General features: G+C 63.6%; 22 protein-coding genes. 12 read left to right on the top strand and 10 right to left on the bottom strand.

Annotated elements, in window-relative coordinates; all coding sequences use genetic code 11:
- Positions 1–9 precede the first annotated feature (9 nt).
- The gene (locus OES25_03220) at positions 10–1,419 is read left to right on the top strand and encodes an O-antigen ligase family protein (protein ID MDH3626648.1); all 1,410 of its coding nucleotides are present in this window, start codon (positions 10–12) and stop codon (positions 1,417–1,419) included.
- Here OES25_03220 and OES25_03215 read toward each other — a convergent pair.
- Together OES25_03215 and OES25_03210 are read right to left on the bottom strand one after the other, a co-directional pair.
- Positions 1,395–2,603: a glycosyltransferase family 4 protein gene (locus OES25_03215; protein ID MDH3626647.1), complete on the bottom strand. Its 1,209-nt coding sequence runs from the start codon at positions 2,601–2,603 to the stop codon at positions 1,395–1,397. The two genes, OES25_03220 and OES25_03215, sit on opposite strands and share 25 nt — an antisense overlap.
- The gene (locus OES25_03210) at positions 2,600–3,562 is read right to left on the bottom strand and encodes an NAD-dependent epimerase/dehydratase family protein (GenBank protein ID MDH3626646.1); all 963 of its coding nucleotides are present in this window, start codon (positions 3,560–3,562) and stop codon (positions 2,600–2,602) included. The genes OES25_03215 and OES25_03210 overlap by 4 nt, the downstream gene beginning before the upstream one ends.
- Positions 3,563–3,612: 50 nt before the next feature.
- Between OES25_03210 and OES25_03205 the strand changes: the two genes are divergently transcribed.
- Positions 3,613–4,329, top strand: a complete 717-nt coding sequence (locus OES25_03205) for a hypothetical protein (protein MDH3626645.1) — start codon at positions 3,613–3,615, stop codon at positions 4,327–4,329.
- On the opposite strand, the gene OES25_03200 is transcribed toward OES25_03205, so the two are convergent.
- The 5 genes from OES25_03200 to OES25_03180 all read right to left on the bottom strand — a co-directional run bounded on the left by OES25_03200 (position 4,326) and on the right by OES25_03180 (position 11,136).
- Positions 4,326–6,383 carry a hypothetical protein gene (locus OES25_03200; protein MDH3626644.1) on the bottom strand — a complete coding sequence of 686 codons (2,058 nt, stop codon included), beginning with the start codon at positions 6,381–6,383 and terminating at the stop codon, positions 4,326–4,328. The two genes, OES25_03205 and OES25_03200, sit on opposite strands and share 4 nt — an antisense overlap.
- Positions 6,373–6,813 carry a hypothetical protein gene (locus OES25_03195; GenBank protein ID MDH3626643.1) on the bottom strand — a complete coding sequence of 147 codons (441 nt, stop codon included), beginning with the start codon at positions 6,811–6,813 and terminating at the stop codon, positions 6,373–6,375. The genes OES25_03200 and OES25_03195 overlap by 11 nt, the downstream gene beginning before the upstream one ends.
- 78 nt (positions 6,814–6,891) lie before the next feature.
- A complete protein-coding gene (locus tag OES25_03190) occupies positions 6,892–8,370 on the bottom strand; it encodes an O-antigen ligase family protein (GenBank protein ID MDH3626642.1) in 1,479 nt (492 codons plus the stop codon).
- Positions 8,370–10,610: a polysaccharide biosynthesis tyrosine autokinase gene (locus OES25_03185; protein ID MDH3626641.1), complete on the bottom strand. Its 2,241-nt coding sequence runs from the start codon at positions 10,608–10,610 to the stop codon at positions 8,370–8,372. Before OES25_03185 ends, OES25_03190 begins: the two co-directional genes overlap by 1 nt.
- 7 nt (positions 10,611–10,617) lie before the next feature.
- Positions 10,618–11,136, bottom strand: coding sequence for a carboxypeptidase-like regulatory domain-containing protein (locus tag OES25_03180; protein MDH3626640.1), 519 nt, complete (start codon positions 11,134–11,136; stop codon positions 10,618–10,620).
- 203 nt (positions 11,137–11,339) lie between these two features.
- Between OES25_03180 and pyrE the strand changes: the two genes are divergently transcribed.
- Positions 11,340–11,924 (top strand): orotate phosphoribosyltransferase, encoded by a 585-nt coding sequence (pyrE, locus tag OES25_03175; GenBank protein ID MDH3626639.1) that lies wholly within the window; start codon positions 11,340–11,342, stop codon positions 11,922–11,924.
- A gap of 84 nt (positions 11,925–12,008) precedes the next feature.
- Entirely contained in the window at positions 12,009–12,539 is a 531-nt protein-coding gene (locus OES25_03170; GenBank protein ID MDH3626638.1) for a carboxypeptidase-like regulatory domain-containing protein, read from the top strand.
- On the opposite strand, the gene OES25_03165 is transcribed toward OES25_03170, so the two are convergent.
- The gene (locus OES25_03165; GenBank protein ID MDH3626637.1) at positions 12,536–13,666 is read right to left on the bottom strand and encodes a DegT/DnrJ/EryC1/StrS family aminotransferase; all 1,131 of its coding nucleotides are present in this window, start codon (positions 13,664–13,666) and stop codon (positions 12,536–12,538) included. The two genes, OES25_03170 and OES25_03165, sit on opposite strands and share 4 nt — an antisense overlap.
- A gap of 79 nt (positions 13,667–13,745) precedes the next feature.
- Here OES25_03165 and OES25_03160 point away from each other — a divergent pair, with 79 nt between their 5' ends.
- On the top strand, positions 13,746–14,006 hold the full coding sequence (locus OES25_03160) for a hypothetical protein (protein ID MDH3626636.1): 261 nt from the start codon (positions 13,746–13,748) through the stop codon (positions 14,004–14,006).
- 46 nt (positions 14,007–14,052) lie between these two features.
- Here OES25_03160 and OES25_03155 read toward each other — a convergent pair whose 3' ends face one another.
- Positions 14,053–14,526, bottom strand: a complete 474-nt coding sequence (locus OES25_03155) for a tetratricopeptide repeat protein (protein MDH3626635.1) — start codon at positions 14,524–14,526, stop codon at positions 14,053–14,055.
- Between OES25_03155 and OES25_03150 the strand changes: the two genes are divergently transcribed.
- Genes OES25_03150 through OES25_03135 form a run of 4 tightly spaced genes read left to right on the top strand, consistent with a single transcriptional unit; the run spans position 14,525 to position 17,769 of the window.
- The gene (locus OES25_03150) at positions 14,525–15,319 is read left to right on the top strand and encodes a HEAT repeat domain-containing protein (GenBank protein ID MDH3626634.1); all 795 of its coding nucleotides are present in this window, start codon (positions 14,525–14,527) and stop codon (positions 15,317–15,319) included. The two genes, OES25_03155 and OES25_03150, sit on opposite strands and share 2 nt — an antisense overlap.
- Positions 15,316–15,813 (top strand): hypothetical protein, encoded by a 498-nt coding sequence (locus OES25_03145; protein ID MDH3626633.1) that lies wholly within the window; start codon positions 15,316–15,318, stop codon positions 15,811–15,813. Before OES25_03150 ends, OES25_03145 begins: the two co-directional genes overlap by 4 nt.
- A gap of 15 nt (positions 15,814–15,828) precedes the next feature.
- Positions 15,829–17,076: a transcription termination factor Rho gene (rho, locus tag OES25_03140; GenBank protein ID MDH3626632.1), complete on the top strand. Its 1,248-nt coding sequence runs from the start codon at positions 15,829–15,831 to the stop codon at positions 17,074–17,076.
- A gap of 57 nt (positions 17,077–17,133) precedes the next feature.
- The gene (locus tag OES25_03135; protein MDH3626631.1) at positions 17,134–17,769 is read left to right on the top strand and encodes a class I SAM-dependent methyltransferase; all 636 of its coding nucleotides are present in this window, start codon (positions 17,134–17,136) and stop codon (positions 17,767–17,769) included.
- Here the strand turns inward: OES25_03135 and rlmN are convergent.
- A complete protein-coding gene (gene rlmN, locus OES25_03130; GenBank protein ID MDH3626630.1) occupies positions 17,762–18,793 on the bottom strand; it encodes a 23S rRNA (adenine(2503)-C(2))-methyltransferase RlmN in 1,032 nt (343 codons plus the stop codon). The genes OES25_03135 and rlmN overlap by 8 nt on opposite strands.
- Positions 18,794–18,894: 101 nt before the next feature.
- Here rlmN and OES25_03125 point away from each other — a divergent pair, with 101 nt between their 5' ends.
- From OES25_03125 to OES25_03115, 3 genes are all read left to right on the top strand, one after another.
- Positions 18,895–19,515, top strand: coding sequence for a tetratricopeptide repeat protein (locus OES25_03125; GenBank protein MDH3626629.1), 621 nt, complete (start codon positions 18,895–18,897; stop codon positions 19,513–19,515).
- Positions 19,516–19,530: 15 nt separating this feature from the next.
- Positions 19,531–19,812 (top strand): hypothetical protein, encoded by a 282-nt coding sequence (locus OES25_03120; GenBank protein ID MDH3626628.1) that lies wholly within the window; start codon positions 19,531–19,533, stop codon positions 19,810–19,812.
- Between the two features lie 68 nt (positions 19,813–19,880).
- Positions 19,881–21,434: a hypothetical protein gene (locus OES25_03115; protein ID MDH3626627.1), complete on the top strand. Its 1,554-nt coding sequence runs from the start codon at positions 19,881–19,883 to the stop codon at positions 21,432–21,434.
- Position 21,435: the final 1 nt, after the last annotated feature.

Below are 21,435 nucleotides of genomic sequence, written 5' to 3'. Positions count from 1 at the left end.
CGGAGAGCCGTGACGAGCCACGTACAGTCCGCTCACACCGGTGGCACATCCCTCGCGCGGGTCTACGCGTTCGGGATCGGACTGTGTCTGCTCGTTTCCATCGGTCTCTCGTTCGCATCCTCAAGCCTGCTACCGTTCGTCGCCGCTCTCGTCGCGCTGGGGATTGCCGCAGGCGTGTTTCTCGCGCGTCCCACGGCGTTCCTCGTGTTCGTGCTCCTGGGGTCGGCGATCTCCGGATTGAAGACGCCGTTCGATCTGCTGAGGGTGGGTTCCACCGACATGACCGTCTCCGGTCTTCGCTGGATCTTCGTGGCCGGATTCCTGGCCGTTCTGATCGTGATCCATCTCAAAGAAATGAGGCAGATTCGACCCTATCTGCCGATGACGCTGTTCATCGCTGCGGTCCTGCTGCGCTGGACGACGGCGTACCATTCGGAGGGGTTGAAGGATGTCCTGTTCTACACGCTGCCGTGGCTGTGTGGGTTCTTCGTCGCGGGGTATGCCGCACGGCGTGTAGACGTCGTTTCACGTGCGGTCGGTGGGACGATGATCGGTAGTGTCGCGCTGTTGTTCGCGCTTTACGTGGTTCTCTTCGCAACCGGCAACGAACAGATGACGCTGGAGGGTCCCTACGGAGTCCTGGCGCCACGGGGCACCAGTCTATTCCTGTTGACCGCGTTGGCCGCGTCGCTCGCGATCTGGCGGGCACCCATCTCACCGCGGTGGCGTGGGGTGTCCCGGGCGTCCGCGTTGCTGGCGCTGGGGCTGATCGCCTTCACGATGTCGCGGACGGCCGCCGTGGTCGGGATTCTTCTACTGGCCGTCCATCGAGTGAACCCCAACAAACGTCGTCAACTGTTGGTCGGCGGTGTGATGGCCGTCATCATCTGCGCGCTCCTGATCGCTTATGTTCCGGCAATCCATCAACGGTTCTTCTTCGACGGTGCCGGCTCGTTGTCGGACTCCTTCACGTCGCTGAACACGATGGGTCGTGCGGAGCGCTGGAGTTACGTCTGGGACAGCGCCCTCGAGCAACCGCTACTCGGCTGGGGTCCGGGGAATGCAAGAATTGTTGTGGCAGATGTGGCGATATCGGCACCACGCGATGCCGCCCATCCTCACAACGAGTATCTGCAGGCGTTTCATGACCTCGGTGCCGTGGGTGTCGTCCTGCTCATGCTCGCGTGGTTCTCTCTGGTCCACTACCACTGGCGCGGATGGCGTGATGGCGTGAACGCGGGGTCCGCGGATAGCGTGCGTTGGAACCTTGCGGCATTCCTCGCGGTGATCGCAGTCCTGTTGACGTCGATCACGGACAACACCCTGCACTACGCGTTCGTGGTCGTGCCGACCCTGGCCTTCTCGGGTCTGGCCGTGGCCCACGACCGATTCCGTCAGTCCGAAACCAACTCCCGATAGGCAGCCATCGCGGACGTCGCCGATGCGGGCCACGAGAAGCGGCTCTCGACCCGGGCTCTGGCAGACCGTCCGAGTCTCGACAGTTCACTGCGACGTTCATACAGATCGCGGTACGCTTGTCCCAGCGCGTCCGGATCGCCGGGTGGGATCAGGCGTCCGCAGGTCTCGTCGATCTGGTAGGGGATCCCGCCTACGCGTGTCGCCAGCACGGTTGTCTCACTGGCCATGGCCTCGAGGATGACCAATGGAAGGGTGTCGGCACGGGTCGGGAAGACGAACAGATCCGCCAGTCGCATCAACGCACGGGCCTCGCGATCCTCCAGCAGGTCGGTGAACACGATCCGTTGTCGGCAGCCTGGATCGCGATGGCTCGCGTAGTCGTCGTAGCGGACGTTGTGCGGTTTCATCATACCCCCGACGACCAACAGGAACGGCAGGTCCTGTCGGCAGAACCCGTCGAGCAGCACATCGATGCCCTTGTTACTTGTGTGGTTGCCCAGGAACGCACAGACCGGCGGATCCATGGCCGAGGGTTTCGGCAGGTCAAACCGATCGCGAAACGCGGCGAGGTCGGCGTCGGGCACGGCGTCGTAGGTTGCAGCGTCCACGCCGTTGGTCACGATGCGAATGTCGTCGTCGTGAACACCCAGCCGATGAAGGATCGGCCGCTCCTCGGGCGACAGGGCCAGCAGGCGTGAGGCGTTGCGGACCACCTCCTCGAAGGGGCGGCGAACGAACCAATCCCAGGCAACACGACGGACGCCCCTCAGACCATAAGACCCGGCGCCACCGGCGACTTCGACAAAACCGTGAGTCGAGATGACGTACGGAACTCCGGCTCGTTTGCATGCTCGAGCGATGCGTCGAAGCTCGAGGGCGGGGATCGGGTTGTGGAGGTGGACCAGGTCGTAGGCGCCGCGGGCGACCAGCCGCGGAATATCCGAAGACCAGAACAACGTGCGAAATCGATCGGGCAAGATCCCCCGAGTCCAACGAAGAGGGTTCCGGGCGCGGCGGCGTAGCAACCGTGCCTTGCCCAGCGAAGACGTGCTCTCGTCGTAGGCCATCAGGGCGATATCGACCTGCTGGGTGTCGGCGATCGCCTCGCTCAACGCCAGGGCTGCCGTCACCGCGCCGCTCACGGACAGATGCGGCGGGATCACGACGGCGGCGAGGATCTTCATTCGGCAGGCGGGTACTTCTGGATGAGGCTGCGCGGAAGATCGGGCTGCGCCCAGGTGCGTTCCAGCGTCTGATCGATCTCGTACCCCGGAGTCCAGTCGAACCACTCCGCCATCCGTGTCCGATCCGCCAACAACGACGGTCGATCGCTGGCGCGCAACCGGGCTCGATCCAGCTCGATGTCGAACTCGGCGCCGGTCACGGCGCGAAGTCGGTCGAGTAGTTCGCGCACCGAATACTGCCGCTGGGTTCCAAGGTTGGCGACTCGAACCTCGCCCTCATCCATCTCACCGATGGTTGCAGCGCGAAGGAAGCCGCGGGCGGCGTCGGACACGTCGATGTAGTCGCGACGCGGTTCGATATTGCCCAGTTGGAGCGTCCGGCGACCGGACTTCAGCTGGGCGATGATCTCCGGAAGAATATGAGGATTGGTCTCGCCCGGGCCGATGACGTTGAACAGGCGGATGATGACGCCGGAGAGTCCACGACGGGCCACGAGATACCGCAGGTACTGCTCGCCCTGCAGCTTGGTCCAGCCATAGATATCCTGCGGCGCGATCTCGGAGGTCTCCTCGCCATGGGGCCCTTCGGCCGGCGCGTAGACTGCACCCGAGCTGGCGAAGACGAAGCGACAGCCTCGCGGCGCATTGGCGAGGAGGTTGACCGTCCCGGAGACGTTGGTGGCCACGGCGATGGAGGGGGTCTCCTCACACTCGGGGATGTAGTGGATGGCCGCCAGGTTGATGATCACCTGTGGTTGAAAGTCGTTGATGACCCGGGCAACGGCAGCGTTGTCCGTCAGGTTGACTTGCTCGAGTCGAAAGCGGTCTCGCTCGGCCTCGTCGAAACGGTTGTACCCGTAATGCAGCGAGTCGAGGATGCAGAGTTCGTGCTCGTTGACGGCAAGCCGTGACAACTCTCGACCGACGTAACCGTTTCCACCGGAAATAAGTATTTTCATGGGCGCGGATTATAGCAGCCCTCGCGGAGGTCGTATGTTCAAATAGATCGGTGACTTTGAACCTGCGGTACGAGTTGCGAGCGCTTCTGGGGCAGTCTCCGCTCCTCTTTCACAGCCTCATCCGCCTGCGTGGGCGCAAGGCCTCGTTCGCCGTGGGCCCGAAGACGGAGGTCGTGATCGAGGGCTACCCCCGTTCCGGGAACACTTTTGCCGCCGCGGCCTTCCAATTGGCCCAGGGGCGAGAGGTCCGGATCGCCCGTCACCTCCATGTCTCGGCGCAGATTCTCGCCGCCGCTCGTCGCCGCCTGCCGACGATCCTGCTGATTCGGCATCCCCACGACGCGGTTCTGTCGACGGTGATCCGGCACCCCGAGTGGGAGCCCCATCAGGCCGTCCGCGAGTACACCCGTTTCTATCGTTCGTGTTTCGATCTCAGACCGCACTTCGTTCTGGGACGTTTCGAGGAGGTGACCCGGGACTTTGGTTCGGTGGTCGAGCGGCTGAACCGTCGTTTCGGGGCGTCGTTTCGATCGTTTGTCCACAGCGAGGACAACGTCCGACGCGTGTTTGCGGAGGTCGAAAGGATGGATCGCGAAGACACGGGAAGCGCGTCAGTGACGGAGGCGACGGTGGGGCGACCCTCCGACCACCGTCGTCACCTGAAGAGCGAACTGAGAGCCCGCGTCGAGGGCGACGCCGACCTACGGCGCCGCTTCGACGAGGCGATCGATCTCTACCATCAGATCGTCACGACGATCGACCGCTAGGGCACCTCGATGGACCACAGCAGGGTCCCCATCGCATCCTTGATCGGTAGCCGTCGTTGACTATCGCTAGGTCGTAACGTCATCACGCTGACCTCGTCATTTCCGCCCCCGTCCATGTCGGAGAGAATCCCCAGGTCATAGGGCAACCGGGTGTCGGCGAAGACGAGTTGCTCGAGAAGAACGGCGCTGGTGCCGTCCTTGATCTTGACGTCGACGAAGCCATTGCTTGGTTTGCGGCCCAGTAGAGCGATCTCCGCCGAGCTGGTCCCGGCGAAGTCCGCCATGATCTCGATATCCAGAGGCTCGACCGTTGATGAGTAGTTGATATCCGTCAGGATCACACCGTTGGACGCGTCCTTGACCTTGATCTTGACGAAGTTATCCGTCGGACGGCGACCGAGGACGACCAACTCGTCGGCGGTCGTTCCGGTGACGCCACCGATGTCCGGTAGCACCTCGAGGTCCAGCGGGACCTGGTCGGTGGGGAAGAAGATCCGGCTTAGCAACGCCGCGCTGGACGCATCACGGGTATCGACCCGGACCACCTGGTCAATGCAGCGTCGGGAGAGGATGGCGATCTCGGCCGCCGCCGTGCCGCCGAAGTCGCTGACAACCTCGATGTCGAAACTGATGAACGTGTTGTGGAAGTAGATCGTCTGTAGAAGTGCTCCGCTGGAGCCATCCTTGATCATCACCCGGTTCAGGTTGAGACCGCCCCGCTCCCGAACCAGCAGGGCGATCTCAGACGCTGCGCTTCCCCCGAAGTTCGGCACGATCTCCATCTCGACGACGTACAGCGAGTCGGAGTAGGTGATGAGGCTCAAGTTAGCGCCGCTGGACAGATCCTTGACCCGGACGAGATTCTCCCCGGTGACCGGGTTGTGCATCAACACTGCGACTTCGTTGGCGACGGTTCCGCCAAAGCTCGGCAGGATCTCCATGCCCTTGGCGGCGAAAGCCGTCGGGAAGAAGATCTTGGAAATCTCCGAGCCGTCGTCGCCGCTGAAGACGAAGACGAGGTTGAAGGCCTTCTCGAAGTCTCCGGCGAGGACGGCGACATCCTCCGTCCCGTCATTGTCGACGTCGCCGGCCGAGCGGGTCTGGAGGACCACCCCGCGCCAACCCATGTCTTCCATGGCAGCACGGACCAGGTGATCCTGGAACGTCGTCGTCGCCACCGGTTCCATCAACTCGTTGGGATCCATCCCTTCATCGAAGTGATTGACCGACGAACCGCCCTCGAGAGGATTGGGTGCATACATGTCGACATGGGTGCCGCTGGTCCCGGCCTGAACGGTCTGACAGACGTTGGCCACCGAGGGACCGACCCAGTGCAATTCGCCGGTGGACACGGCCGAGGTCACCCGCTGAGCATTACTCAACGAGGGCCAGAGCGAGCCGAGGCTGTGGTCTTCGAGGAAACTTTCGAAGATGTCGGGGAAGAACCCGAACATCGGGTCACCAAATTCTTCGCCGGTCGCAAAATCGACCAGCGTAGCGAATCCGAGCCCGTGGCCGATCTCGTGCAGGACGGTGTCGTAAAAGCTGGTCGTTCCCCCCGGGGCCTCCACCGCGATGCCGTAGTACCAACCGATGCCCGTGAGGCAATTGGGATCGTCGTCATCGATGTCGCTGTTGAAGCTGGCGCTCAGGTCGGAGCTCATCGAAACATCGAATCCCGCCAGCGCGCTGGCCAGCGCGGCGGGGTACCAGGTGTCGGCAACCGGTGCGTTGGGAAAATTGAGCGAGATCGAGTTGGCGCCGGCCGAGCCCAGGACCGCAGAATTCGGGTCACAAGGCAGGGGTTCGAGGATCGCATCGATCTTGATCTCGACATCGCTGGCGAGTCTGGAACCCCAGTAGTTGGCGGCCGCCTGGAACGCGTTCAGGCGCTGGGCGCCGAGGGTCGTACCGTCGTTGCCATGAACCCCGGTCACCATCGTGGCATCGTTGAAGCCCTCACCCGGGCCGTTGAGGTTGACCACGGTGATCTTGGCGGCGAACGCCGGTAGCGAGAGAAAGACGGCGAGAACGATCAGCCATTTATTGCGCATCGTCGACCTCCTGCTCTTCGGGAGCGCCGGCCGTCACGTGAGTCGTCTGAAGTTTGCCGTCGGCGTCGATGGTGGCGACGTAGGCCGATCGGAAGCCGCCGGGTTTCTCGGCGGTAATCATCCCGTCGTTGGACTCACTGAATTTCACCGTGTCGGCTCGCAAGCTGATCGACTCGACGAATTGGGGATCCAATTGCAGAGGCTCTCGACCGCTTCGAGTTCGTGGTTTCTTGTAGGTCAGCTTTCCCGTGTCGGGGTCGACGTACGCGACCCGTGCGCTGCTTGTCATCGCTTCACTCTCGGTCTGCGAATCCTCCGTCGAAACGGCGGTCGCAGAGTCGCTGCAGCCGGAAAGGAATAGAACCGGGACGACTGCCAGCAGCAGTGCGAGAACCAGTTTGTCGGAAGGGTATCGGGAAGAGCCCATCATCCATCACTCCTCGAATTGGTACGGGAGGCCGGGGTCGGGCCTCCGGGGGATACAACCGGGTGCATAGAGATTACTGGATTATTCCCCGGATTCAATGACTGGAATTGTTTTCTGTGTTTTCCGGGATGACCCCTGTTGGCTCGCTCTGAAACGTCGGGCGGTCGCGGGGTTACGGATTCCCAGCAGCGCCAGTCCCGCGCCACACGCAACGACAAAAAACGTCGCATTGGCGGGGATCCTGAGGCTGAAATCGAAGCATGCATGGAAGCCGGTCGTCAGGATCGCCGCCACGATGGCGCCACGCAGACGGGTCGCGGTCTCGTCGATCTTCTCGGCGCGACCCAGCGCAACCAGCAGCCCCAGGAAGAACAGGAGCGCCAGGCCCAGACCGACGAGCCCGGTCTCTGCGGCCAGCTGCAGCCAGTCGTTATGCGCGTGGTCCCAGTGGGTGCGAATCGTGGCCGGTCGGTAGAGCGGAAAGACCCACTCGAACCCTCCGACGCCGGCTCCAAAGACCGGCGCGTCTCGGACGATTTGGGTCGTGGCGGCCCAGACCGTCGGACGACCACCGGGTTTTCGCAAGTTGTCTTCCAGCTCGACAAACCGCTCTCCCACCGTCAGTTCCTGGCGGGTTACCAGATAGGTGGTGGGCACGAGGAGTGCGATGAGCACCACCGTGACGACGACTCGCCGCCGACCGCTGCCGAACAACACAAGGGCCGTGGCCAGCGACCCGGCGATCAGGCCCGCCCGCGAATTGGACAGGGCAAGTCCGACGTAGACGATGGACAGGCAGACCAGCAGGGTCCAGCGACGGAGGGTCTCCCGTTGTGTCCACCGCAGAATCCGTTGCTTCCACGTCGAGGCGGCCTCCCGGGTCGTGAGCGATTCCAGCAGCAGGAACCACAGGAACGGAAGCGAGATCGCAAGGAAGTTGGCGAAGTGGTTTCGATTGATGAATGTCCCACTGGCATCTTCGAGATAGAACCGTTTCACGTAACCGAAGATCTGCTGTCGGCCGGAGAGAAACTCGTACGAGCCGTAGGCCGCCTGAAAAGTCGCGGCGCCGCAGATACCCCACGCGAGGAGTCGTAGATCCCGTCGACGACGGAAGGCAACGATGGTGGCGAGCCCGATACCGCAGTAGGCCAGCAGCCGCAGAGTCGCATCGAGAGACTCGGCTGGGACCGAGCTCAGTGTTCGTGGGAGGACCGCTTCCATGCCCTGCCATTCCGCAACACTCTGGCGTAGCGCGTGGCTCTTGCCGACCAGTATCTCAAGCACGCCATCCGGTAGGGGCACCAGTTGAAGAAGTCCCAGCGCCACCATCAACCAGGGAACGATCAGGAGCCAGCGGGGAGCCGTCGGCTTCAGTTCAGGGCGAAGCACGCACAGCGTCAAGGTAAGCACGCCGAGTAGGAGCCCGAAGCTCTGGACGACGAAGACCGATGTCGGACCGACCGCACCGAAAGGCAGCGCCACCGACAGGAGGAAGCCGATCAGCACGAAGCGGATTGCGCGTCGGATTCCGGAGCAGGGCAGGCGAGTGTGCGTCACTAGCCGGCGGCGCGACTACCGTCGGTCGGGCCGGTTTCCTGCGGGTCTTCCTCGTACCGCCCGTCGCCACCGGACCGACCGTAGCGACCGTAGTAGTAGTTGCTCTCGTGGGAGACCGCGTTCAGCACCGCGCCGATGGTGTTGGAGCGAGACTGACTGAGTCGGGCCGCACTCTGCGCCAGCGCGTCACGACTGGTGACGCCGGATCGTACGACCACCAGGGTCGAGTCCATGCGGGTTGAGAGGATGACCGAATCCGTGACCGAGAGAACGGGGGGCGCATCGAAGATCACGTGATCGAAGCGGTCTCCCAGCTCCACCAGCATCGCCTGGAGCCCCGGCGAACCGAGCAGCTCCGATGGGTTCGGCGGAATGGGTCCACTGGGGAGCGCACTCAGCCGCGGGATGGCGGTGTTCTGGATCAGGCCGTCGAGCGGGGCGTTTCCGCTGAGAAGACTCGAGAGTCCGACATCGTTGGGTGTCTCGAGTGTCTTGTGAAGTCGTGGCCGACGCATGTCCGCATCGACCAGCAGGACGTCGCGACCCAGCTGAGTCAGCACGATGGCCAGGTTCTGGGCGACGGTGGACTTGCCGTCCATCGGCTCGCTGGAGGTGACGACCACGTGACGCGGCGGATGATCCGGTGCCGCGAGCAACAGTGCGGTCCGCAGGTTGCGGAACGCCTCGGCGAACCCCGAACGCGGATCCAGATGGCTGGCCATGTCCAGGCTGGTGGTCGGCATCGCGCCCGAACCCGTGCCCGCATTGTCGACCAATCGGAGTGGCTGCGCCACGGGGACGTGGCCGTAGACCGTGAAGCCGGACACGCGGGCCAACTCGTTCTCGTCCTTGACGCTGTTGTCGATGTGATCGATCAGAAACGCCATCCCGCAGCCGATGGCCGCGCCGAGAAACAACGCGATCAACATGTTCATTGCCTTGCGCGGGCTCGTTGGGCTCCGTGGCGGTTCCGCCAGGTCGACCACACGGATATTGCTGGTGCTGGTGTCCTTGAGTCGGTAGGACGTCTCCGTCTCGCTCTGCCTTTCAACCAGGCTGGCCAGCACCTTGCGCTTGGTCTCGATCTGACGCTGCAGGCCCGCGTACTCGATCGTCACGCCACGAATCCGTTGGACCTCGTTCTCCTGCCGGGTCCGCTCGCGCTCCAGATTCTCGAGCTCCGTGGCGGCGCGTCCCAGTTCCGACCCTGCCGCCGCCCGGACCTGGCTGGCGATGTCCGCCGACTGCCGGGACAGCTGGGTGCGAGACTGGCTCAACTCTTCACGCAACTCGACCAACGTCGGCCAGGACGGGCCGAAGCGTTCGGCCATCTGGGCGTAGCGACGCTCAAGCCCTGCGTTCTGTTGGGATAGGTGGCTGATCACCGGGCTATTGAGGACCTCGGGCAACGCCTCGGGGTCGGCCTCGCGAACCGCATCGTCGCGAGCGGATGCGCCGGCCAGACGCCCGCGAGCCTCGGTGACTCGGACGTTCAGATCGGCAAGCGCCTGCTCCGAGATGTTGTCGCTGTTCTCACCGAGACCGAAGATTCGCTTGTCCGCGCCGTAGGCCTGGAGTTGCCGTTCCAGCGCGAGGACCTCGCCCTGGACCCGAGCGACATCCTTGGTCAGGAACTCCTTGGCCTTGCCGGTGGTGTCGTAGCGGGCATCCATCTGAAACCGCTGGTAGGCGCTGGCGACGGCATTGGAGAGCTCGGCGGCCAGCGACGGATCGCGATCGACCATCGCGATGCGCACCAGATGGCTGCTGCGAATGGGGGAGACCCGCAGGCCGTCCCGAATGAAGTCGATGGCTGGATCCTGGGGATTTCGATTCTCTGGGGTGGACCCCAGCCAGGATCGAACGACTCCGATCCCGCGACTCAGCGGCGACCCCTTCCGTTCGACGAAGGAGGGGTGATGGATCAGGTCGGTCTCTTCCGCAGCCAACCGCAACACCGTGTGGCTCTGGAGGATCCGATGTTGGGTCTGGTAGAAGTCCTTGTAGCCCGCCGGGTCGACCCCGAGGACATCGGTGAACTCAAGAATCTCCGGGGACTGTCGTTCGATCTCGATGGTGGTCGTCGCCGTATAGCTCGGTGTGGCCAGGAAACTGAGAATCCCGGTTGCGACCAGTGCGACGGCCGCACAGGTGGCGATGACCCCACGACGCTGGACGAGAACCCGCCAGTAGTCGAAGAGTTGACCGCCCGGGCGAGACGACGATGTGACCTCGGTCATGGTCCGATCAGGACGGACTGGTCACGGTGTTGGGATCGTCATCGTCCACCACGCTGTCGATGGCGATGCCGAGGACGAAGGCGCCACCGATCACGAGCAGGGAGGCGAACATCGGGTTGCTCCAGATTCCGCCGGACGAGGCCGCCGCCGCCGTACCGGGATCAGGGGCGATCTCCTCGTCGACCATCAGTGTGGCACTACGGGTCTCCCCGGGAGCCAGCTCGAGCGGGGTGTCAACGACGTACAATCGGTTGTTCCGCTGGACGGCGATCTGATAGGTCGCGGCCGGAACGGGATCGATGCTAAAAGAGCCATCGTCTGCCGTGACGGTCGATGAGTAGACCTCACCGGTGACCGGGTCGCCGACATGGACCGTCGCCCGGCCGATGGGGGTCTTCGAGTTGGACTCCAGCACGGATCCGGTGAGGCTGACACCGTCCTCGGCGAAGACGGGAAGGCCGAACACGGTCAGCGCCAGGGCGACCAGGACGGCGAGAGAACGGGAAACGGGGGTACCCTTCATCATATTTTTCTCCACGACCCTAACGGAAATAAGGGTTTTCCGGCTGGACGCCAAGCCAAACATAGAAGAGAGTGGCCATGGGATCAAGGGATTTGTGAGAATTCGTGCATAGATGGATTGCTGTCCGGCAAGGTGTTGACGACCCGATCGCCGATGTCTCGCTAACTAGTTGATTTTAAAAGCGTTGAGTCTAAAGGGGAGAGAACGTGTCCCAGGTGGATTCCCGGGAGAACCGGGCGCGACTGAGAGAATTGCTACAAAAGCACTCGTTGATGTTCGGCGATTTCACCCTCGTCTCGGGGAAAAAGAGCCGCTACTACTTCGATTCGAAGAAGACGACCCTTCGCGCCGAGGGGGCTTTCCGGGTCGCTCGGGCCATCCTCGATCGGATGACCGAAGAGGGGATCGAGGCCGACGCCATCGGCGGGATGACCCTAGGGGCGGATCCGATCGTCTGCCCGATCGCGGCGCTCAGCTACGAGATCGGCAGCCCGCTTCCGGCCTTCATCGTCCGCAAGGAGGCCAAGGGGCACGGCACGAGCCGTCAGATCGAGGGGGACCTCGAGCCCGGTAGCTCCGTGGTGGTGGTCGACGATGTGGTGACCACGGCAGGCTCGACGCTGCGAGCGATCGAGGCGGTGGAGTCCGCCGGTCACCGTGTCGCGGCCGTGATCTGTCTGGTCGATCGTGAAGAGGGCGGGACCGAGGCTCTGTCCGCTTATCCGTTCTATCCGCTCTTTCGGCGCTCCGAGATCTTCGTCGAACCGGAAGCGATCGAAAAAGGGACTTGACCTGCCGCCCAGGAAGCGTTGTGATGACAAGGACGACCGAAGAATGATAGGCCCGCCCGACCCCCGATGCGGGCTGGAGGAACCATGTACGCAACCGCAAAACGGATAACGAGTTTCACGCTGATGATCGCCCTGAGCCTGTTTGTGCTCCCGGTTTCCGCCGCACCTTCGGCTCCGACGGGCGCGATCGAAGGACTTGTCATCGGTGTGGACGGAACCCCGGCCACGGGCTTCAGCGTCCATCTGATCGACCCGTCCGGCACCGCGGTCTCCGAGTCCGCCGTGGACGAGCAGGGTCGCTACTCTTTCAGCGCGGTCGCCGAAGGCGAGTACGCCCTCGGGATCGAGTCGGACGCCGGGACATTCGCGCCGGTGGTGGCACCTCCGGTCAAGCTCGGTTCCCGCGAGCTGGCTCGACGGGATCTGAAATTGATGAACGGAACGACCCACGATCGCAACGAAGCATTGACGGCCGACTACAGTCTGGGTAGCTGGTGGGCCGGTCTGGCTCCCGCCGCCAAGGTGTGGTCCGTCGTGGCCGTGGTGGCCGCGTCGGCGTTGACGCTCGCCGCGTTCGACAGTGACGAGAGTGTCGCCAGCGAACTGCTGCCCTAGTCGTAGAACGCCTTCAGCTCAGCGATGACCCGCTCCTGCTGTTCCGCCCCTAGCTCGGGGTAGACCGGCAACGCGATCACTTCCTTGCAGGCCTGCTCGGCGACGGGGAACTCTCCCTGTCGGTAGTCCAGTTCCGCGAAGCACTCTTGCAGGTGCAGGGCGACCGGGTAGTAGACCGAGTGGCCGATCCCGGCCTGATTGAGGTGGTCTCGAAGCGCGTCCCGTCGCTCGACCCGTAAGACGTATTGATTGAAGATCGGGAAGGCGTCGTCGGTTCGCACCGGCAGGCGAACGGCGCCCTTCTCCACCAGGCCCGCGGCGGCGAGTCCGGCATCATAACGATCGGCGTTCTCGCGACGACCCGTCGACCAGCGATCCAGGTGGGGAAGCTTGATCCGAAGGACCGCCGCCTGCAGAGCATCGAGACGGCTGTTCCAGCCGACCCAGCGATGGCGGTACATCTGCTGGCCGCCGTGGACTCTGAGTTGTCGAAGTTTGTCGGCCAGGTCGCCGTCGGAGGTGACCATCATCCCGCCGTCGCCAAAGCCGCCCAGGTTCTTCGTCGGGAAAAACGAGTAGCAGCCAACGGCGCCCATCGCGCCGGCGTGTCGCTCGACTCCGTCCAGTCGGTAGCGCGCACCGAGCGCCTGCGCCGAATCTTCGATCAGGGGCAACTCGTGTCGCGCGGCAAGTTTCGTCAACCTCGTCATGTCCGCGCATTGCCCGAAGAGATGGACCGGAAGCAACGCACGGGTCGACCCGTCGATCGCGTCATCCACGGCATCGACATCCAGGTTGAAGGTTTCGGGATCGATGTCGGCGAAACTTGGACGAGCGCCGACCTTGTAGGCACACGAGGCCGTCGCGAAGAATGAGAATGGCGTCGTCAGGACCCGATCTCCGGGACCGATGTCCAGTCCGGCAAGCGCAAGGATCAGAGCGTCGGTGCCCGAAGCGCAGCCGATGGCATGCGTCGCTCCCGTGTAGGCGGCGACCTCGTCTTCCAGGGACGACACCTCCTCGCCGAGAACGAAGATCTGCGAGCGGACCACCCGATCGATGGCGTCACGGATCTCATCCGCGATGGGGGCAAACTGGGCTTTTAGATCAAGAAGCGGTACGTTCATGGTGAGCGGAATTGTAGCCTTTTGCGCAGGCCTGCGGTGCTAGGATGCACCGGAATGGCAAGATTCTATCGGAGCCAAGTTGGATAAGCGCATCGGGACGGCGTTCCTGCTCTACGCATTCGTCGTCATCGGAATCTTCCTGATCGTCGCTCCCTGGACCCCGGTTTGGAAGCAGTCGGTCGTCGGTCTTCTGCCGACCCGGGCCGGACGTTGGGTTCTCACCGGATGGGCGCGTGGGATGGTCAGCGCAGTGGGGGTGCTCGACCTGCTGACGGCGATTCAGCTTCTCTTCGATCTGTTCCGTCGCGCGAACACCATGCAAAAAAATGGCGACGGTTAGACCGTCGCCGGCGAAAACGTTATTCGCCTGGAGAAAGGTGTTCGATTCAGGAAGCGGTCGGAGCCGCTCCGGTCAGGCGCCGCAGGATTCCGCGAACGCCGGCCCGTCGCCGCCTAACGGGGCCTCCGCGGAGGCCCAGCCGAGTGCTGATCTTGTCGCGTTCGTTACGAAGCCCGTCGTGATCCGGTGCGATCTTGAGCCCGTCATCGACGGTCTCGCGGGCTTCACGCAGACGCCGGGCCAGAGTGAAGACCCGGCCGAGGTTGAGATAGAGCTCCGGGTCGCCGGTCTCGCGGCGGACCGCCGTCCGACACGCGTGGATGGCCTCTCCGATCGGTCGATTGGTCTTGGCCAGGCAGAGTCCGTAGTAGGATAGATAGCGCATGTTGGGCGACCGAACGTGACGTTGTCGTTCAACGTCGAGGGCTCGCCTAAAGAAGACTGCCGCCTCGACATGGTTGTCGTCGACCAGTGCCGCGAGACCCTTCTTGAAGTTGTTTTCTGCGACGAGGATTGACATGGGCGCCTCCGGATCGTTCGTGGTTGCTTTCCATGTACGGATCGCCCGTGGGCGGTGCCACTCCAAATCGGTCTTCGACCCCGACGGCAGGCGGTTACAAAATCGAAACCGACGCTCCTGGATAGACCTGTGGGCCCTGTTCGGATTGATGCTGCTGGTCACCGCCTGCGGCGTCAGCAAGGAGGAGGGGATCGCCAGCGTCTACGCCCTCGCCGCCGACGAGTCTCCCGAGAGTATCGACAAGATTCGAAAACTCACGAGTCACGAAGACCGCGATATCCGTTCCACGGCGATCTTCGAGTTGGCCCATCTGAACGTCGAGGATGCCCCGAGCTTCGTTCGAAAGGGTCTGCAGGATGAGGATTCGTTCGTTCGAGCAACCAGCGCCCGTTGTCTCGGCGATGTCGGGACGCAGGAGGATGTGGCGCGATTGGCCGCCGTGCTGGCAGGGGATCCGGTCAAGATCGTCAGGAAGCGAGCCGCCGAGGCGTTAACGCTCCTGGGCGGCGCGGACGCCGTCGACGCGCTGGTGGGTGCCCTCGAGGATCCGATGACGAAGGTGCGCCTGGCGGCGATCAAGGGTGTGGCCCGTCTGGAGCCCGGCGCGGGCTTCGCCCCGTTGTCACGGCTGCTGCTGGAGGATCCCGAGTGGGAGGTTCGTGTGCAGGCCGCCGGCGTGCTGGGCTCGACCGGCGATGAGGCGGCCCTGCCGATCCTGGCTTTGGCGGAACAGGACCCCAACGAGATGGTCCGAGCGGCCGCCGCTGCGGCCCAACGGGCCATCAACGGGTGAACGCCACGACCTATCGGGTGGAGACCCCCGCCGGAGCCCTGGCGGTGGTCGTGGGCGACGGACCCCGCTGGACGGTCGAGGGTCCTGAAGCGGGGGAATCGACCGTCCTGTGTCGTGAACGCGCGGGCCGATTCGTGATGGAGTCCACGGGGGTCGAGGACGACGGGGACGGTGGGAATCGGCCGCCAGCCAGCATTACGCCGCTGGAACCCCTTGGCTTTCCAGGCAATTTGTACTATCTCTTACGGGGCGACGGGAGTCTGTTTCGTATCCGCCGGAGCGATCCGCGGACCCCGGGGTTCCATCTCTCAAGCTGGGAGACCGACGGAGCCTATCTCGTTGCACACCCGGAACAAGATGGCTGGCGCGTCGAGGCGACGCCGGCCGGCGAGGGTATCGACGCCACCCGGGAACTCGTGATCCTGTTCGCCGCCGTGATCGTGGACGAGGAACGTTTCTCGCGCTCCGACTCACCGGTTGGCGGCCAACGTTAAGGAAGAAGGACAGCCATGAGCCAGGAACGGGGCGGAGGATCCGGCGGGCGACGACGCCGCCGCGGTGGAAGAGGCGGACGTGGCCGCGGTCGTGACGGACGCGGGGGCGATCGCCCGCAGCGCGGGCCGCGAGTCGTTCAGAGTGTGCCCGAAGGCGAGACCGATACGACGGCGCACGGCGTCCTCCAGATCGCCGAGCAGGGACACGGATTCCTCCGTCAGGCCAAGAACAACTACAACGTCGAGTCGGATGATCCGGTCGTTCCCCGAGAGTTGATCGAATCGCAAAAGCTGGAGTCAGGGCTGGAGCTCGAGGGTCCCGCCATGGGCGAGGGGCAACGAGTTTCGATCCTCTGCAGCATCGAGAAGATCAATGGTGCCGAACCCGAGGCCTGGGAGCAGCACACCCCGTTCAAGGAGTTGGTCGCCGAGGATCCCACAGAGCGGATCCGGTTGGAAGTGGACGGCGACGAGCTATCGACCCGCGTCGTCGATCTGATCGCCCCGATCGGCAAGGGGCAACGTTGCCTGATCGTCGCCCCGCCGAAGGCCGGTAAGACGGTGCTGCTTCAGAAGCTGGCGAACTCCATCGCGGTCAATCATCCCGAGATCCATCTGATTGTTCTCCTCGTCGACGAGCGTCCCGAGGAAGTGACCGACATGTCTCGGAGCGTCAAGGGCGAGGTCGTGGCATCGTCGTCCGACGAGCAGACGAAGAACCACGTCCAGATTTCCGAGATCGTTCTCGAACGCGCCAAGCGTCTGGTGGAGATGGGTCGCGATGTCGTCGTGTTGCTCGATTCCATCACTCGCCTTTCTCGAGCGTACAACTCGCAACAGCGAGGTTCCGGACGTGTCCTCAGCGGCGGTGTGGATTCCCGGACCATGGAGAAGCCGCGACGGTTCTTCGGTGCCGCGCGGAAAGCGGTCTCCGGTGGTTCGCTGACGGTCATCGGCACCGCGCTGGTGGATACCGGGTCGCGGATGGACGAGGTCATCTTCCAGGAGTTCAAGGGCACCGGCAACACAGAGATCGTCATGGACCGCGGTCTGTTCGAACGCCGGATCTTTCCTGCCATCGATATATCGCAGACCGGCACACGGAAGGAAGAGAAGCTGTTCACGCCGGTGGAGTACAAGAAGGTCACGTTGCTTCGCCGCGCTCTCGCATCCCTCCGTGCCGCCGAGGCCATGCAGTTGTTGACCCAGCGTCTGGCCAAATCATCCAGTAACGAGGAATTCCTCGCGACGATGGAAGACTGAGCCTCCCATACATCTCGATGCGTTGACCGTGATCCGTTCGGACCCTAGGTTCGACGTATGACATGGGGGCCAAGAGACTGGGATGCGTGGACGGCATCCACCGAATGCACACCGCGTTCCGACGTTTCGCAGCACGTTGACGTCGCGCGGTTTGTCCTCGACAACCTTCCGGATCGGGACACGATGTCCGTTGTCGATCTTGGTTGCGGCGCGGGTCGCGACCTTCCGTTTCTTGCCGCGCGATTCGCCGATGTGACCGCCGTCGATTTCGCACCCGAGAGTCTCGCCGAGGCCCGCAAGGCATGCGTCGATCTTCCCGTGAGTTTCAGGCGTCGTGATCTGCGTGACCTCGCTCCCTTCAGAAACCGTTTCGATGTGGCGTGGGCGATGGATTCGATCCTAGGGCCCGGTCTTCGGGAGTTCGACCGAGTGGTGTCTCAGGCTTACCGAACGCTGCGCGAGGGCGGCTTGCTCGTCGCCAGTTTCCCCGCATCGCCCCGTGGTGAGGGGGTTCCACGGCCGTTTCGGCTCGACGATGGCGACGAGACGACGGCCGATGTCCTCTGTCACCACGAAGCGGAGCTGCAGTATCGGCTGGCACGCGCGGGCTTTCAGGGGGTTCGCGTGCGGCGCCTGGCGGGTGTCGAGAGCGATACACTTCTGGCAATCGCTACGCGACGCGCCCTCAACTAAGTAACGCCAGTTGCCCGCAGGCGGCCTTGGCGTCTTGTCCACGACTCCAGCGGATACTCACCCGAACGCCGCGATCGAGCAGCCGGTCGCGTAGAGCGAAAATCCTTGCCTTCGACGGTGCGTTGTAATCCAGGAGTTCCGGGACCGGGTTGAACGGGATCAGGTTCACCTTGACGGCGAGCCCGTCGGTCAGCGCGGCGAGACGATCGACGTCGGCGTCGCTGCAGTTCACTCCATCCAGCAGGACATACTCGAACGTGAACGACTGACCGGTCGTCCGGGTCCACTTCTTGCAGGCCTCGATCAGTCTCGCGATCGGGTACTTTCGGTTGATCGGCATGATTCTCGAGCGTGTCTCGTCGGTCGTTGCATTCAGCGATACCGCCAGTCGTGGATGAACGGTCTCCTCGGCGAGCCGTTCGATGGCCGGCACCATGCCCGATGTCGACACCGTGACACGACGCCACGAGAGACCGAAGCCGTCGGCGTCAGTCAGAAGTCGCACCGCACCGACCACACCGTCGAAGTTGTGCAGCGGCTCACCCATCCCCATGAACACGACGTTGAATCGATCGTTGCCCATGCCGTGGAGATCCTGGATCCTCGCCACCTGTCCGACGATCTCCCCGGGGGTGCAGTGCCGCACGAAACCCATCCGAGCGGTCAGGCAAAAATCGCAGTCGAGGGCACAACCCACCTGACTGCTGATGCAGAGCGTCACCCGCCCGTCCTGCTCCATGTAAACCGACTCGACGGATCGCCCGTCGCCCAGCGTGACGAGATACTTGACGGTTCCGTCATCCGCCCGTGCACTCTCCGCGAGTGTTCCCGGGTCAACGACCGCCTCCTCGGCGATCTGGTGCCGGAGGGCCACGGGGAGGTCGGTCCAGTCGTCGGGATCGAAGCGGCGACGGGCATACCACCAGCGGTAGAGTTGATCCGCATGAAAGGGTGGCGCGTCGAAGCGTGTCAGCCACTCCCGGAGCGAGGCTCGATCTCGACCGTAGAGGTTGGCTTGGGCCATCACCGTGAAAAGTCTAGCATGGGGATCCTGTGTCTCTGTTGACGGGACGACAGGCCTCCGCTAGCCTCCGATTGGAATCGATCAGGGAGAGGTCAAACACCATGCAGCGAGAGAACGTCTGGTTTCTGGTCGGGGGCGTTGTCCTCGGGATTCTGATCGCGGCCATTACGATGAATGCCGTCGGGCGCGACCCGATCGTTGGCGGTCAAGGCGCCGGAGAAGTCGTCGAAGGCCCCGCCGGTCCTCGTGCGAGGACCGAGACCGGAGCCGCGGCGCCGGCCGATGGAGCCGCTCCGATGGTCGCGGAGATGAACGCTCTCAAGCAGCGGGTCCAGGACAACCCGCAGGACGTGGCGTCGATGGTCCGTCTGGCCAACCTCTACCATCAGGTGCAGATGTGGAACGATGCGATCCCGTTCTACGAGATGGCCCTCGAGATCCAGACCGACGACCCGGACCTGATGTCGGATCTCGGGATCTGTTTCCGGAGTGTCCAACGACCGGACGACGCGCTTCAACTGTTCGAGCGTGCCCACAAGCTTCATCCGGATCACTGGCAGAGTCTGTTCAACATCGTCGTCGTCGCCGGTTTTGATCTCCAGCAGTTCGAGCGGGCGGATGAGGCGCTTGCCCAGCTCGAGGCCTTCGACCCTCGCCCCCCGCAGCTCGATTCGTTGCGGGACGAGTTGAACAAGGCCCGCGCTGCGTCCAGCGCCGGTTAGGGGCGATCCTCGGCCATGCTCCGATTCCTGCTGCTCTTGCTGGCGGTCATCGTGGCGATCTGGACCCTGCTGGCGCGGCTCGTTCCACGAACCAGGCCCGCACGTGCCGACGCTCCACGGCCGACCCGTCGCCCGGCCCCGACGCCCGGCCGTCGTCTCGTCCAGGATCCGGCCTGCGGGGTCCACATCCCGGAGGATCGAGCGCTCAGCGTAGAAACCGATCAGGGGCGGGTGTTTTTCTGCTCCAGCGCCTGCCGTGACTCGTTTCTGGCCGCTTCCGGCAGCCCCGGCGGATGAAATTGCCCCGGCGGTCGTCGAACCCTATATTCCCTCGGTAGCTATCCGTAATCTAGGGGTGCGGGGTCATGGCGATCGATCCGTCTGAACTGGAAAATTTGCATCAACAGGCGTCGAACTTCTACCTACAGGGAGAGTTCCAGAAGGCGACAGAGGTCTGGCAGAAGATCCTCAGCCTCGACCCGTCGGACCTCAGGGCGGGCGAAGGCGTGCGTCTCTGCGAGCTGTTGATCGGCGAGGGGCCATCGTTCGTCAATGAGTCGGCGGCAGTGACTCCGACAGCGACTCCGGCCGCGGAAGCCGAGGCAACACCCCCACCGGTCCCGTCGGCAGATTCCGACGCCATGGATTTCGATTTCTCCGACCACGAAGAGGCGCCGGCCGCCTCCACGCCACCGCCTGTTCCGCAACCGGCGCCGCTGGACGAGCCGTCCGCCGAGGCGGCAGCCGCGGCGGAGCTGAAGACACGTGTCGGCGAGCTGTTCGCCGAGGCCACCGTCGCCTACCAGCAGGGTGCCCGGGAAGAGGCGATCACTCTGCTACGTCGCCTGGAGATCCTCGACGAGAATCACAGTGGTGCCACGGAGTTGGCGGCAAAAATCGCTTCCGACGACGAAGTGGAGACGCCGACACCGGCGGAGACGGAGGACGAGTCTCACGATCTTCTGGGTGAGCTGGACTTCGACACGGTCGACGAGGCGTTGAACATGGACGCGGCGCCGGCCGTGGCCGCGGGCGAGGTCGCCGCGGAACCGTCCGCCGATCTGGGTGACCTGGACGACCTGGGAGATCTCATCCCGGAGGTTCCGACGACTCCGACCGTCGAAGACGACGGGCCGGTCACCGAAAGCGTCACCCCCCCCACGACAGCCGCGACATCGACGACGACCGAACGGACGGCGCGCCGACGCGAACGACAGAGTCGGCAGGTGCCACGCCTTGCCATGATCGTCGCCGCCGTGCTGGTGCTGGTCATCGCGGGTGGGTGGTTCGCCTACACGGAGTTCTTCGGGACGTCCGACGAGCCTCCACAAACGGCAGAGATCCAGGAACCGCAGACGCCCGTGGTTGACGACAGCGCGGATGATGCCAACGTGGCGGCGTCCCCGGTCAAGATCGTCGATGTTGACGCGTTACGGGTCAGCGCGGACGAGGCGATCGCTCTCGGGGATTACGCGGGTGCCATCGTTTTGCTCAACAAGATCCAGAAGACTCGGCCGGACGATCGCAAGCTCAAACAAGAGGTGCTCCAACTTGGCGATCTCTTCCGTGAACAGCAGGAAGTGCTGGACAGCTGGCAGAGCGCCGTCGACGCCTTCAATACCGGCGACTACCGATCGGCGTTGACCGTTTTCTATCGTCTCCCCGAGACGGAGCGTGGTGAGCGCCTCAGCCGTTACATGATCAACGGCTGGTTCAATCTCGGGATGCAGGCTCTCACTTCGGGTAACTGTGACGGCGCGACCGCGCACTTCACGGAGGCCAGCGATATCAACAGCGACGACCCCGGCGTCTCCCACGGACTTCGACTCGCTGACGAATGCTCCGGCGCCGTCCGTGATCGAGCGTGGATGGATCGGATCGAGTCGATCGGATTTCGCGACCTGGAGTACGGCGGCTGAG

The sequence above is a fragment of the Acidobacteriota bacterium genome (assembly GCA_029861955.1).
In the GTDB taxonomy this organism is placed as follows: domain Bacteria; phylum Acidobacteriota; class Polarisedimenticolia; order Polarisedimenticolales; family Polarisedimenticolaceae; genus JAOTYK01.
The sequence above is the reverse complement of the archived record's forward strand: the minus strand, read 5'-3'. Positions and strand labels throughout refer to the sequence as shown.

Bases quoted from the DNA above. Each gene is read 5' to 3' on its own strand.
- OES25_03135 (MDH3626631.1), top strand. From the start codon at position 17,134: ATGACATGGGGGCCAAGAGACTGGGATGCGTGGACGGCATCCACCGAA.
- OES25_03155 (MDH3626635.1), bottom strand. From the start codon at position 14,526: ATGTCAATCCTCGTCGCAGAAAACAACTTCAAGAAGGGTCTCGCGGCA.
- OES25_03115 (MDH3626627.1), top strand. From the start codon at position 19,881: ATGGCGATCGATCCGTCTGAACTGGAAAATTTGCATCAACAGGCGTCG.
- OES25_03215 (MDH3626647.1), bottom strand. From the start codon at position 2,603: ATGAAGATCCTCGCCGCCGTCGTGATCCCGCCGCATCTGTCCGTGAGC.
- OES25_03170 (MDH3626638.1), top strand. From the start codon at position 12,009: ATGTACGCAACCGCAAAACGGATAACGAGTTTCACGCTGATGATCGCC.
- rho (MDH3626632.1), top strand. From the start codon at position 15,829: ATGAGCCAGGAACGGGGCGGAGGATCCGGCGGGCGACGACGCCGCCGC.
- OES25_03195 (MDH3626643.1), bottom strand. From the start codon at position 6,813: ATGATGGGCTCTTCCCGATACCCTTCCGACAAACTGGTTCTCGCACTG.
- OES25_03185 (MDH3626641.1), bottom strand. From the start codon at position 10,610: ATGACCGAGGTCACATCGTCGTCTCGCCCGGGCGGTCAACTCTTCGAC.
- OES25_03200 (MDH3626644.1), bottom strand. From the start codon at position 6,383: ATGCGCAATAAATGGCTGATCGTTCTCGCCGTCTTTCTCTCGCTACCG.
- rlmN (MDH3626630.1), bottom strand. From the start codon at position 18,793: ATGGCCCAAGCCAACCTCTACGGTCGAGATCGAGCCTCGCTCCGGGAG.
- OES25_03210 (MDH3626646.1), bottom strand. From the start codon at position 3,562: ATGAAAATACTTATTTCCGGTGGAAACGGTTACGTCGGTCGAGAGTTG.
- OES25_03120 (MDH3626628.1), top strand. From the start codon at position 19,531: ATGCTCCGATTCCTGCTGCTCTTGCTGGCGGTCATCGTGGCGATCTGG.
- OES25_03125 (MDH3626629.1), top strand. From the start codon at position 18,895: ATGCAGCGAGAGAACGTCTGGTTTCTGGTCGGGGGCGTTGTCCTCGGG.
- OES25_03150 (MDH3626634.1), top strand. From the start codon at position 14,525: ATGGGCGCCTCCGGATCGTTCGTGGTTGCTTTCCATGTACGGATCGCC.
- OES25_03165 (MDH3626637.1), bottom strand. From the start codon at position 13,666: ATGAACGTACCGCTTCTTGATCTAAAAGCCCAGTTTGCCCCCATCGCG.
- OES25_03180 (MDH3626640.1), bottom strand. From the start codon at position 11,136: ATGATGAAGGGTACCCCCGTTTCCCGTTCTCTCGCCGTCCTGGTCGCC.